The sequence below is a fragment of the Halovenus salina genome, from assembly GCF_026410925.1.
GTDB lineage: Archaea > Halobacteriota > Halobacteria > Halobacteriales > Haloarculaceae > Halovenus > Halovenus salina.
Genome location: NZ_CP112975.1, coordinates 87,479 through 99,994, shown reverse-complemented (window position 1 = coordinate 99,994; position 12,516 = coordinate 87,479). Strand labels below are relative to the sequence as shown.

General features: G+C 51.2%; 12 protein-coding genes and 2 pseudogenes. 8 read left to right on the top strand and 6 right to left on the bottom strand.

Annotated elements, in window-relative coordinates; genetic code table 11:
- Positions 1 to 231: 231 nt before the first annotated feature.
- Positions 232 to 1,401, bottom strand: a complete 1,170-nt coding sequence (locus tag OSC37_RS18860) for an ISH3 family transposase (RefSeq protein WP_267164460.1) — start codon at positions 1,399 to 1,401, stop codon at positions 232 to 234.
- Between the two features lie 138 nt (positions 1,402 to 1,539).
- On the opposite strand from OSC37_RS18860, the gene OSC37_RS18855 reads away from it, so the two are divergent.
- The gene (locus OSC37_RS18855) at positions 1,540 to 2,802 is read left to right on the top strand and encodes a lamin tail domain-containing protein (RefSeq protein ID WP_267164459.1); all 1,263 of its coding nucleotides are present in this window, start codon (positions 1,540 to 1,542) and stop codon (positions 2,800 to 2,802) included.
- Positions 2,803 to 2,895: 93 nt separating this feature from the next.
- Here the strand turns inward: OSC37_RS18855 and OSC37_RS18850 are convergent, their stop codons facing one another.
- On the bottom strand, positions 2,896 to 3,303 hold the full coding sequence (locus OSC37_RS18850) for a DUF5658 family protein (RefSeq protein ID WP_267164458.1): 408 nt from the start codon (positions 3,301 to 3,303) through the stop codon (positions 2,896 to 2,898).
- 104 nt (positions 3,304 to 3,407) lie between these two features.
- Here OSC37_RS18850 and OSC37_RS18845 point away from each other — a divergent pair, with 104 nt between their 5' ends.
- Together OSC37_RS18845 and OSC37_RS18840 are read left to right on the top strand one after the other, a co-directional pair.
- Positions 3,408 to 4,697: a hypothetical protein gene (locus OSC37_RS18845; protein WP_267164457.1), complete on the top strand. Its 1,290-nt coding sequence runs from the start codon at positions 3,408 to 3,410 to the stop codon at positions 4,695 to 4,697.
- Complete coding sequence (locus OSC37_RS18840) at positions 4,651 to 5,244, top strand: lamin tail domain-containing protein (RefSeq protein WP_267164456.1); 594 nt, start codon at positions 4,651 to 4,653, stop codon at positions 5,242 to 5,244. The genes OSC37_RS18845 and OSC37_RS18840 overlap by 47 nt, the downstream gene beginning before the upstream one ends.
- A gap of 373 nt (positions 5,245 to 5,617) precedes the next feature.
- Here the strand turns inward: OSC37_RS18840 and OSC37_RS18835 are convergent.
- Positions 5,618 to 6,076: pseudogene (locus OSC37_RS18835) on the bottom strand (site-specific integrase); the annotation flags it as partial.
- Positions 6,077 to 6,086: 10 nt separating this feature from the next.
- The gene (locus OSC37_RS18830; protein ID WP_267164455.1) at positions 6,087 to 6,686 is read right to left on the bottom strand and encodes a tyrosine-type recombinase/integrase; all 600 of its coding nucleotides are present in this window, start codon (positions 6,684 to 6,686) and stop codon (positions 6,087 to 6,089) included.
- Positions 6,687 to 6,907: 221 nt separating this feature from the next.
- On the opposite strand from OSC37_RS18830, the pseudogene OSC37_RS18825 reads away from it, so the two are divergent.
- From OSC37_RS18825 to OSC37_RS18805, 5 genes and pseudogenes are all read left to right on the top strand, one after another.
- Positions 6,908 to 7,899 (top strand): annotated as a pseudogene (locus tag OSC37_RS18825) (transposase).
- 179 nt (positions 7,900 to 8,078) lie between these two features.
- On the top strand, positions 8,079 to 8,507 hold the full coding sequence (locus OSC37_RS18820; protein WP_368409610.1) for an HNH endonuclease: 429 nt from the start codon (positions 8,079 to 8,081) through the stop codon (positions 8,505 to 8,507).
- A 1,071-nt stretch (positions 8,508 to 9,578) separates the two neighbouring features.
- On the top strand, positions 9,579 to 9,731 hold the full coding sequence (locus OSC37_RS18815; protein WP_267164340.1) for a DUF7837 family putative zinc-binding protein: 153 nt from the start codon (positions 9,579 to 9,581) through the stop codon (positions 9,729 to 9,731).
- A 707-nt stretch (positions 9,732 to 10,438) separates the two neighbouring features.
- Positions 10,439 to 11,341, top strand: a complete 903-nt coding sequence (locus OSC37_RS18810) for a restriction endonuclease (RefSeq protein ID WP_267164453.1) — start codon at positions 10,439 to 10,441, stop codon at positions 11,339 to 11,341.
- Positions 11,342 to 11,367: 26 nt separating this feature from the next.
- On the top strand, positions 11,368 to 11,502 hold the full coding sequence (locus tag OSC37_RS18805; protein WP_267164452.1) for a hypothetical protein: 135 nt from the start codon (positions 11,368 to 11,370) through the stop codon (positions 11,500 to 11,502).
- Positions 11,503 to 11,524: 22 nt separating this feature from the next.
- Here the strand turns inward: OSC37_RS18805 and OSC37_RS18800 are convergent, their stop codons facing one another.
- Positions 11,525 to 12,031, bottom strand: a complete 507-nt coding sequence (locus tag OSC37_RS18800) for a hypothetical protein (protein WP_267164451.1) — start codon at positions 12,029 to 12,031, stop codon at positions 11,525 to 11,527.
- A gap of 84 nt (positions 12,032 to 12,115) precedes the next feature.
- Positions 12,116 to 12,400 carry a hypothetical protein gene (locus OSC37_RS18795; RefSeq protein WP_267164450.1) on the bottom strand — a complete coding sequence of 95 codons (285 nt, stop codon included), beginning with the start codon at positions 12,398 to 12,400 and terminating at the stop codon, positions 12,116 to 12,118.
- Positions 12,401 to 12,516 lie beyond the last annotated feature (116 nt).

Here is a 12,516-nt window from a genome sequence, read left to right as displayed (position 1 = left end):
GGGAAGACCCCGTAAATCGGGTGGAATCAGTTGGGTTATCAAGCATCAGTACCTCACAAAGGTTCGGTGCTGATTGACCGCAACCCGCAGATGAACGCTGCAGCTGGCACAGGTCTCGTGTGAATTTTCCACCAAACAGACAACAACTGGTAGATGGTGTCGAGTCGGCGGCGGTCAGCCGCCGACGACAACAGCGTTACCACTACGAAGTCAGGCTTTCCCGGTCGATATCTACCGGATGAACTGGTCGTCAGGTGGTTTGTTTGTTGGAATCTTGCGTCTCACCGACAATGCGTTCCACGCTGCACAGGTGATCATCCGAATGAACTCCTCGAACGGCCACCACCAGAGGCGACGCCCGCCTCGGCGTGGCGTCGCCGCATACTCCCAATGCAAATACCGCCAGACGTTCTGCAGCAGCAAGCTGAGTACCACGAACAGGAGCCGTCTCGTCGCATCTTGCGTCGTCGTTGAAATCAACGATGACTCTGATAATCGGTAGGTCGCTTCGATTCCGAAGCGTTTGCTGTAGTGCTTGCGGGCCTGACCCGGTGTGTCGATGAACGGCGCGTCGACGGCGTAGCCGTGACGCGCCACTCCATGCTCCCCGTACCGCCCTTGTTGGTAGGTACAGTCGATCATGACCGGGAATTCGACGGTCCATTCGTGACCGTCGAATTCCGTCGTCAAGTCGTGTTCAATCTCACGACTCCATCCTTTGGAGAGTTCGTTCTGAATCTTTGTTCCCCACGGGATGATCGGGACGACATAGGCGTGGTTGTGCGCTTGCATCAGCGTGAGACACTTGCCGTCGTAGAATTCACTGTCCACGTAGAGCGCCTTGACTTCGAAGTCGAAGTCATCGACAAGGCCAAGAAACTCTGCAAGGACACTGCTGGCGGTGTCGCCGTCGGTGAGACGGCGCACCGCCAAGGTGTAGCGTTTGTTCTTCACGCGGGCGTACAATGTAGCATAGGCATGGAATGCGGTGGTTCCATCTTTCGCTTCGTTGTAATAGAGACCGTCTGTTTCGTCTCTGTCGCCGTAGTAGGGTCGCAGGTGGAAATCCACGACGATTTCCACCTGCTCAGGGAGCAGTTCAAGCGTGTACTCTTGGAGTAGTGTGTTGCCAACGGCTTTGACGGTGTCAAGATCGAACTTGGTTCGGAGGTGGTAGAGGATATCCGTACTGGATGGACTGTCTTCACTCCGATCACAGAGCATGGAGATCGAGGTCCCGTCGGCGGCTGCGCCGACGAGGACCTCGTAGATGTCTTCGGGATTGATCTCAGCATTCTCAGCGAGACTTACGCCGAATGCACCGGTGAGTGCGTTGACGAGAAAGTTAAGAAGCTGGTCCTCGTGGATTTCACCGTCTGCTTGTTGGTTCTGTTTGGTCACAGTTCAGCAAGCAGACCTCTCAACTAACAGGCTTTGTGAGGTACTGAGAATTGGCTGGTGGGGCTGTGCAAGCATACAAAGTGTGAATGCAACAGCCGGGGACGATAAATTAATCATTTGTTAGTATTCAATTAATATATGATGTATAGACGGACACTGATAGTTGTATTCTCTCTTTCAGTCGTAGTCATTCTTGCAGGCTGTGGTGGTACAGGTAGTCCAACACCAACACAGGAGAAACCAACAGAGGCGGTGACATCACCTACAGTCGTTGAAACGGAACAAGCTACATCTGCAGAGACGAGTGACAGCGAGACAACACGGACAGGCACACCGACAGATTCTCCTACAACTATAACAACAGCCTCTCAAACGCCCACCGCATCTACAACGCCGACGCCAACACCGACTTTGACGCCCACACCAACTCAGACCCCTACCCCTCGCTCAACACCGACACAAACTCCAGAACCGACGAAAACTCCGGATAGTGGAACCACTGAATTGACAGTTACTATCACCAACGTAATTGACGGAGATACGGTAGATATTGAATTCGAGAATGGGTCGACAGATACAGTCAGACTACTTGGAGTCGACACGCCTGAAGTACACGTTTCTGTCGATCCAAGTGAATATGAGGGTATTCCAGATACCGAGGCAGGCCGTGAATGTCTCCGTGATTGGGGAGACCAAGCATCTGAATATGCTAAGGATGAACTGACCGGGAGAACAGTAACGCTCCAGTTTGATGAAAAATCTGATTCCCGTGGTAGCTACGGTCGACTGCTCGGATACTTGATTGTCGGCGGAGAGAATTTCAACTATCAGCTTGTTAGCGGAGGATACGCACGAGTCTATGACAGCGATTTCACTCAGTCTGACCGTTTCTACAACGCAGAAGATAGTGCGCAATCATCTCAAACTGGCGTTTGGGAGTGCCGATCTGTCACTACCCCCACGGAAACCGACAGCCAAAGCGATGGCCCATTAGTAGTTGCAGAAATCCACGAAGACGCGGAAGGCAACGAGAACGAAAATCTCAACGACGAATACGTGGTATTCCGAAACGAAGGCGACGAAGAGTTAGATTTGAGTGAGTGGCGAGTTGAGGATGATGTCGAACATACTTACCACTTCCCCGACGGTTTTACTCTTGGGTCTGGGGAAAAAGTAACACTCTACACCGGCTCTGGAGAAGACACTGAAACCGAATTATACTGGGGTAGTGGCAGCGCGATCTGGAACAACGGCGGCGACACTGTCTTTGTCTACGACGACAATGACGCCCTCATTATACAAGAACCGTATGGGGCGTCAAATCAAAAGAATACGATAGTTATTGCGAGTCTGATAACTACGGCAAGTGCTACAGTTGTCGTGCGTCACCGCTCGAAATAATACACGATTCTGCAATCGGATGACAACTCACAATCGACAACGCTCGTATCAAACCCCGCCAACTCTATCCAGCAAATCACGCTTGAAACTCCACTAGAAACCAATACCGTCTGCCAGTACGAACAGATTATTCCCCACGATGAATGCTCCCCAGAGAATTATCAACGACCACAGCACAAGTGACAACTTGTATATCTGCTCTCTTTCTGAGTCCGTCCCACGATAAAATAGCCAGGTAAATGCAGCAAAAATCCCGAAGATTATCAAATAAAGTTGGGCATGGACGAGTAGAAAAGAAGTTGCTCCTTTTTCTAAATGAGTGGCTAGCCATGGGTTTGCCTCTCGACCAACATCATACACGCTCACTGTAATGTATGTTATAACAGGATCAGCAACACCGTGCAAAAAGACAGCAATCAGTCCTAATCCCCAGAATCGCTTGATGCGGTCGTCACCAAGTGCCCCTTCCCCGGATAATGGAAGAGCTCGACTGCCACCCATTATTCCACATCTCTGAGCAAGGACCCCTTAGCATAAATAGACCCATACCATACATCCTCTTAATCACGGGAATACGAGATTGCGCGTGACTCGCGCTGTCTCAGATGGGATTCAGTCATATGTTCCGGAACGATACACGCGCACAATCGGTACAAATCGGCGCTGTGTTACTATTTGGCATGCTCATCGTTGCGCTTTCGACATGGCAGGCATTCCAGGTTCCTGCCCAGAATGAAGAAATCGAGTTCAATCATAATCAAGAGGTCCAGAAGCAAATGATAGAGCTGCGGACGACTGTGAATTCACTCCCCGGTATATCGACTCCGCGCTCAACGACAATTGATTTGGGTGTTCGCTATCCCTCACGAACGATTTTCAGGAATCCCCCACCTGTGAGCGGGACGATACGGACAGTCAAGACGACGGACAGCGGGTTCAACGTCAGCATCGAGAACGCATCTGCAAGCGGGGAAATCGGTGATTTCTGGAATGGAACTGCCCGGCAGTACAATACTGGCGCGATAGAGTACGAGCCCCGGTACAACGAGTACAGAAATGCGCCCCGGACTATCTACGAACATAGCGTACTGTACAACAAGTTTGGGGAGAATCAGGAACTTTCCATAACTGGGCAGACCCTGGTCCGCGACGACACAATCACCATGGTCGCAGTGAACGGGACACTCAGAGAGGACCGGGTCAACAGCATCTCGGTCGACATCGAGCCGATAAGTACCAGAACGCGGACTGTCGAGGTCGGCAACGAGAGCCACAACATGACGATTTCGACTCCAACACGGATGAACGTGAGTGAATGGCGAGAGGTATTTGAAGATGAATTGGATGACGGGAACGTCACTGCTGTCGACACGACAGATATCGAAGCGCTAGACGACTACTCGATGTTACATGTTGAACTCAAACGCGGGACGTACTCCTTGCAGTTGGTAAAGGTTGGCGTTGGCACACAGACAGCGCGCGATAAGGCAGCGTATATTACTGATCAAAACAGGCGGTCGTTCAACATTACAAGCGCCGAGTCACAGCGCATTACTGTCGAGACACGAAACAAATACAACGAACGTGTCAATGCGACAGTAAATGACAACATCACCCAAGGGAATGGTACGATACGGCGTGAGAAGGCGAGTGGCGGAGAGTATACATACCGGTATTTGCCATTTGAAAACACAACTGGTGAAGTTGATGTCACATTCACACTCGCAAAGAATTCAACAGCGCCCGACGTTGCGGCTGATCCCGAGGCACGGACAGTTACCACAAGCATCACTGTCACACCACCAGCAAATGGAACTGCAACGCAGCCAGAGTACAAAATCGACTGGGATGAGCAAGCGTCAAGTACACGATTTATTGCTGGGGGATTCAGATAATCTCATCTTCACTATCCCAAACAAACCGCAGCTAACGGGGAGTGCGAACTTTGCTATTGAGAATCAAGATATTGGTGAGCTTAAAAGCGGTCAGTACACACAGACATTTACAGATGGCGGCGGCTCGGTAACGTTCAACAGTAGTCAAAGCGGTTCAACACGCGTTATTGCATCCTCGGGGACAAGTCAAGATACACTGAATGTGACTGTCTTCCCCGAGCCAGCACCAACAAATGTGACTGCAAACATTACCGAGCTTGATTTAGACGAGGAGTATGTGAAGTTCAATTACACAGGAAAACCGGTCTCGACAGAAGGTTGGAAACTTCACGATGAGGGGCAAAACTACGACTTTACGTTCCCACGACAGATTCTGACCAGCAGTGACACAGTTGTCATCACGACAAATAAAACAGCTGAGAGTGCAGTCCCAGACACAGACTACCGGTTCAATTGGTCGACTGATGCGTACATTTGGAATAACGGCGGTGATATCGCAACACTCCTCGATGCGGATGGCACATTTATAGATGATCTGGAAAAGTAACTTAGACACCTACAAAATTACTAACATCAATACACAGGATGGTGGTGGAACTAATATTGATGTGACCGTTAGAAACAAGTGATCCCGATGCACAGATCCGCGTCGAATCACTCAAAAACGGGAATGTTGTTAAAACCGAGACAGTGGATGTCGATAGTACTGAACACAACAACAGACAATTACTGTTGGTGGGGGTAACCCAGCCGATGAAGTCCGTGTAACGCTCCTTAACGAAAACGGCATCTCGCAGACTTCACCACAGACGGCCCCATACAGCAGTAACTGATTCTTTTCTCTTTCCTCATATGTAGCACAGCCTAATCCCGTTTATTGCTACATACAACAGATACTGTCTCTCTATTTTTTCAGCGGATCACACAGGAGTGTCTGTATTTTGGAATGCGCGGTCGATCACGTCCTCGGTTGGTTCGGTGAGATAGGGTTCGATGGCGGCGAATGAGTCCCAGCCGCCGATGGCCATGACGACACGGGGATTCATCTCTTGGTCAACGAGTAAGCGTTGGGCGAAGCGACGGCGGAAATCGTGGGAGCTGACGTGTTGGAACCGTTCCTCACCAGTCTGCTCGGCGGCTTTCGTTGCAGTGGGGATGACTACTTTCCGGACGCCGTCAGTCGACAGATCGATAACGGGGTCCTGGGGAGCGATGTTTTCGGCGTTCTGGTAGCGTTGGAGGTCGCGCTCGACGGACGCGGGGAGAAACGCATCACGGGGTTTCCCGCCGTTACCTGTCGTATCTTTTCCAGCTGGGACGTGGAGGCGATACTCGTCGTTGGCTGTCGTTTTGATTCCGGCTGGACGAATCTGGGGGATTTAGAAAAGCTCAGACGACATCGACTTCCGAGAAGGCATCGTCGACGATGTCTTCGCTTGGCGCGTTTAGGTAGGGTTCGATAGCCTGGAAGCTACTCCACCCGCCGACTTGCATGACAACGCGCGGGTTCATCGCTTCGTCGACGAGGAGGCGCTGGGCGAACCGCCGTCGGAGGTCGTGGGTACTGACCTTGCGGAAGTCCTCGACACCGGTTTCTGCAGCTGCACGCTCGGCGGTGCGCTTCACGACGGCGCGGACACCGGGCTGTTTCAAATCGATAAAGGGGTCCCTCGGTGAGATGTTCTCGCTGTTCTGAAAGCGCTGGAGATCGCGCTCGACGCTGTCGGGGAGGAAAGCGTTCCGCGGTTTTCCACCATTCCCGCTGGTGTCTTTCCCGGCCTTGACGCGCAGCCGGTACTGGCCGCCTTCGCTCTCAGTGATATCGCTTGGTGTCGGCTGTGGGATTTCGAACGCTCGCAGGCCGACGTACGCGCCGAGTTGGATGATAATGTCATCGCGCTGGCTGCGGGTCGCCCGTCGGAGGTCCTCGATCTCCCTGTCGGTGAGCCATACTTTATGTTCATCGCCGCTGGTCGATTCGATACGCATTACGATTAGTTTAGTTTCCGGCACTAAAGTATCTAGCGGCTGGTACAATCGGGGGTATACACACCGGATTTCGAGTGAAACTCGGGGAATCTGTTACGACTTATCGAATAAACCGTGACTGTCTGTTAGTTCCCTCCAGGTGGAAAACTGATACATCACGCTGTGAAGAGGGTGTCATAGAACGAGTAGCACACCAAAGAGCAGGGTGAACGCTGAGGTGGATGAGTTCAGCGACCCTGCAGGATGATCCTTCGGTAGACTCGTTCTTCAATGTCGTGGAGACCGAGACGCTAGCGCTGTTCGAGCACCTCTCCTTCGAGTTTCTCGAAGAGTTCGACGTGTTCGCTCCGGCGGAGACGGGGCGAACACGAGACCACGAACCACCAGAGCTGATGCGTGGCTTCCTCCACTGCTACTACAAGGACATCTACGGCATTCGTCCCGTTGAACGAGAACTTCGGAACACGGTTGTCTGGCTGAGCTGTGGGTTCGATCGACCACCGTCGAGAGACGCGGTCGATCGCTTCCTTACCGACCTCGAACACGTCGTTAACAAGGTGTTCGACCACCTTGTCGAGCAGGCCGCCCGCGCGGCCTGCTCGACTTGACCTACTGCATCGATTCAACTGACCTGAGGGCGATGCCCGCCGATCAAGACGCCTCGAAGTGCTACGATCCAACTGACGACGAATACTACCACGGCTACGGCTGTACAATCGTCTCGACCGGGCAAAAAATACCGATCGCGGCGGAGTTCACAGAGAGTAAACAAGCGCCAGAAGAGACGGCGATGCGCGTCACGCGTGACGCGCTCGCCGTCGCACAGCCGATCTGGATGGTCGGTGACAGCGCCTACGACACGCTCGACTGGCACGACCACCTGCTGGCCGCAGGCGTCGTGCCAGTCGCCCCATACAACGCGCGAAACACCGACGACCCGAAAGACATCGAGTACAGGGTCGAAGACCGTCTCGAACAACACAGCGAGGACATTCAGTTGAAGCAGTCCACGTTGGATGAGACGTACAACCGCCGTACTGGAGTCGAACGAACCAATGAATCAGTGAAGGACTGCGGCCTCGGGCGAACGCACGCCCGAGGCCGCGTCCACGCACGAGCGCAGGTGTTTCTTGCCCTGTGCCTTCGCCTCGTCGTCGCTATCACCAACTACGAACGCGGAGACAATCCGGGAAGCACGATCATCACGGTGTGACAAGAGTTCTATAACACCCTCTGTGAATCTAACGCGGTGTGCCTGCTCTCCGGGACCTGAAATGTCTTGCTGCTGCAGTTAGTATCGGGACTGACCGATGAATGGATGCTCTGAGAGTATTAAATTAAAGACAAATTGAGTTAGATACTTATTTCTTGACAACAATCATTCAGTAAACAGTGTCGAATAGATACCCCGATGATTGGCATTCACGAAGTCGGAAGGTGAAAAAACGGGATGGCTACACCTGCCAAAACTGTGGAGCAAACGGTGGACCGAAAAGTAACAATGAGCTTCATTGTCATCACATTGTTCCAATCAGTGATGGTGGATCACACAAGAAAAGCAATCTGAAAACACTATGTAAGGATTGTCATGATGCTATCCATCATAACGACAAGGTAGCTCCAACAGGTAAAATGCAAACTGATAATAACCCCGATTTACCCCTCCCTTCGTCAGTTGATCTAGAATCTGTAGGAAAGACATCACTGAAATACTATTATCTTTTGTTAATAAAATACCCTATTCTTTTGGTAATCGCAATTACGAAATGGACATGGGTAGGTACGAAGATGGTGTGGAGACTCATTAGAAGAATTTTATAACAGTTAGCGTGTCGTACAGTCATTCACAACCGGTCAGTCGATCTGTGGACGGACCGCATGAGTTCCTACCAATTACCGATGATGTTCGTAGTGCCGTGCAAGACACGGCGCGCATCGGTCAAATTACCATTTGATACATCCGAAGAATGAATCCGATGTCTCTGCTTTGCAGATATATGAAACGCCGGACCATGCTCGGAGCGCTTGGAAGTGCCGCCGTAGTAGGTTTTACGGGATGTCTCAGTGATGACGAAACTGCCTCGCCGGACTCACCTTCTCCCTCGAAAACGAACTCACCTTCTCCCTCAAAGTCGGACGATCTCGTCGTCTCCGGAGCTGGTGACTATCCCCACCCCATTCGCATCGATAATTCACTGGACCACGAGGTTAGCTTGACAATCACGGTTGCGCGTGAGGGTACCCAACTCTATCAGGAGTCCCATACGGTTACTGAACGCTCGGATGTCGTCGTTGCAGGAATCACTAAGGAATCTCTCCCGGAGGATAGTCGACCAGTGTCGGTAACTGCGAGTGACTCCTCTGGTAACGATACCAGCGTTAATGTGTCCGTCTCCGACTGCCTCGGCAATATCGTCTTTTATTTCGAAGCATCCGAGACCTTGGAATCAACATATTCCATCTGTTGATTTAGGTCGGTGAGTGTCGTGCTGCTGCACTCACCCTCTTTATTCAGCACCGCCGCAAAACTCTCTCATCGATAGAGGATTTCAACAGAGCCATTCGATCACAAGCCTACTGGGAATCCGATACTGAACAATTTCTTCAGCGCGACAGTCGGGACATTCCGCCGCATCAGGATCAAGACTTGTTCCACACTGACGGCACTCCACGACGACTTCGATTTCGTCGCCCGGGAGCAATCGCCTGAGGACGCCCCGTACGCTCACGATTGTGACCGTTCCGACGGCAGCGAATTAATTCTACCGGCCAGTCGGGTGCCCGTGCATCGGAAATTCGGTGTTCATAGACGACAAAGCACCAACGCTTACTATCACGGTCGACCTACTGGGAGGTGGAAGGACACTGTCACACGCTCCTTCCCCCCTTTAGATGTCCGACGACACGCAACTCCTCGGTCACTGCCCGAACTGTGATGCGGCGATTCCCGAAGCGTGGCTCCTCGTCAAATATACGAAAGACAATGGTGCGACCGGCATCTGGGCGGAGTGTCCCGACTGTGGGACAGTCGTCGCCCCTGCATGATTGCGGTTCCTCCTGGCTGTCAGTCCTGACCTGAACCGTGTGGTCGAGACAATTTTTCACACCCAGGCGTGTCATAGAACCGTTCACGACCACTCAGTAGATTTGTGTACTGAGCGCTGGCCACTCCGTGAGACTCTTTCTCTGACAGAGTTTAACCGGCCAGTGGCGTCCACCTATGCAGCACTCAATTGGGATTAGCGTAAGAAAATTCGTGACGAGAGTCGGCATAAATTTAATATTTTAGGCAGGAGTCCAGCAGGTATGGTCCAAGACCTCGTAATTAGTGCACGCGAAGCACCCCAGGATTTCCCCGATGCGCTTCCACAAGTCCCGCCAACAGCTGATGAAATCACTCAACTGCTAGAACTGTGGACAAATGTTGTCCATATTGGCTCACTACGCTCTGAGACTTGGAATGACGTGCAACGGAGTGAATATATGATATGGACCACGGACGACAACCGGCAATTTCGAGTGATCTGGGACTCTGATGCCAACGCATTCTGGACATGCGAACGGACCAACCCATCTCCTGATGGCGGAACCTCATTCGGCTAAATAGCTTGTTTCACCGCAGTAAAACGTTCAATAGCACTGTGGACTTTCGGCTTTACAGACTATCTCGGGACAACACTTTCAATGAATCATAATCAAGTAGGGTGTAAATGAATCCGAATCGAGACGAACTTCTCTCTCAACTTCCCCAGATGGACGAGTACGAGTTTGAACAGTTGGTTGCCAATGTCTGGGAACAACGAGGGTGGGAAACGACTGTCACAACCGGCTCAAGCGACCGTGGAATTGACGTTATTGCTGAGAAGAGCGGTCCCTTCTCTCAGAAGCATCTCATACAGGCGAAGCGATATTCCGCTGGCAATAAGATAGGCAGTCCAGATATTCAACAATATAGTAGTCTGAGACAACAGGAAAGCGATGTTGACGCCGTAGTTGTTGTGACAACAAGCTCGTTCACAGCCCAAGCTCAACAGACAGCCGACGATTTGAATGTCAAGCTGGTTGATGGAAATGATTTGTGCGAAATGATACTCGAACTGGACTCTCAGGACTTCCTTTCTGATTATTTTGAGTCTAAGACATCTACATCAACAAGTAAAAGTTCGAACTCACTCTCCGACAAGAATTCATCTTTTTCGACCTCTAACAAATCATCAGTTTCAGCTTCCAAAAATTCGAACACAAATTCCACTAAAAAATCATCTTCAACGACCGAGAACAAAGCGAACGGAGTAAGTTATAACGTAGACCCTAAAAGTGGGGTGAAATTCGCTCAATTAAGAGACAATGGTAAAGAACACAAGTATAAAGATGATGATGATGAAAGCTACCCCAGTGGTGGAGAATGTCCAACTTGTGATGATTACTTATACAAGTACGAGAGTGACAATTCTGGATTTAAAATTAAGTTCAATGCGATTTTAGGGATAAGCAAAACTAAATCATATGAGAAGGTGGCTGGATGCAAAAAATGCGGTTCACTATGGATATTGAAATCTGGAATATTGAGGAGTAAGTGGAAGAAAATTGTTGGTGGAAATATTCCTTCAGAAAATGTCAAAGAAGAAAATAATGACTATCGAGGAATCCAATAATAGGTATCAAATATTACAAAGACTGGATGAATCTCGTCAGTCGGAACCTTACCGACGTGGCAAAGCGCCTCAACGCCGACATAGACGAGGCAGCCTACGACTCGTACGACCTGACCGATAGCGACCGCGAAGTAGTCGGGAATTATCTATCGGTGTTCTAACGTCGGTTTGTAGTTCGCACTGTTATTGGCTAGAGCTGTTGGGAGTCCGAAATTCCTCTTGTATCTGCCGGATTTCCCGCTCCTTGTCGTGGTCGAAGTCTGGGTCGTTCGTAGAGTTGAATGGAACTCCCTCGTTCCTGAACGCGTCGGAAGGGGGTTCTTCAAGAGCGAAGTCACCGGATTCGACGGCTTCCACGAAGTCCCACGGAGTGTAGTAGGTCCAAGGGCCTTCGTTTTCCAAATCGCTCACGTCCTCGTCGTCAACGACGATGAAGCGGAAATCTTCGTCGGGGAACGTCTCTTCGTACAAGGCCCTTATCAACCGTAGCCCGTCTCTCCGACGTGGCTTGATATGGTTCTCGAACTCGGAGTTACTGTACTCGTATTCCTCGCCTTTGACTTCGTTCCACAGTCGCTCTGCTTCCGAGAGGCCGGGAATTTCGCACTCCGACTTGAGATGTTGATTGCCGGAGGCGAAGACCGGAATATCGGTTTCATGGGCATACCACTGAACCCACCCTATCGGCACTGACCGTCTCCGGCGTGCTGTCCGACTTGTATAACAAGTCGTCATTCACTCAATAGCGCTGTAAACCGATCGAGAAACTGTCGACTACTGCTCGGATGACGCTCCCACGTTGTCAGCAATCGTTTGGAGGTCAGCCTTCCGGAACGCGGAGTCGTCCGCCTCCTCCACCGACGCCGCGATGCCAACTTGTACCCGGATTAGTCGACACATCCGCGATGTGGACGGTCGCTTCACGTCGTTGATATCGATTTCAAGTGCCTCACAAATCGCTTGCAGCTCCTCCTTCGTGAACGACCCATCGAATTCCCGCTCGAAGCGACCCGTTGCCACTCGAATTGCGTTCCGAACCTCGTGGACGGTCGGACTCATGAATCACGACTCTCCTGTCGCCTCCCTCAAGGTTCCGACTCGGTAGTGAGTAGCAGTTTCAGAATCTGCAGGGCCGAGGCACTCTCTGACCACGACTGAAGTTACAATCTCAGTCT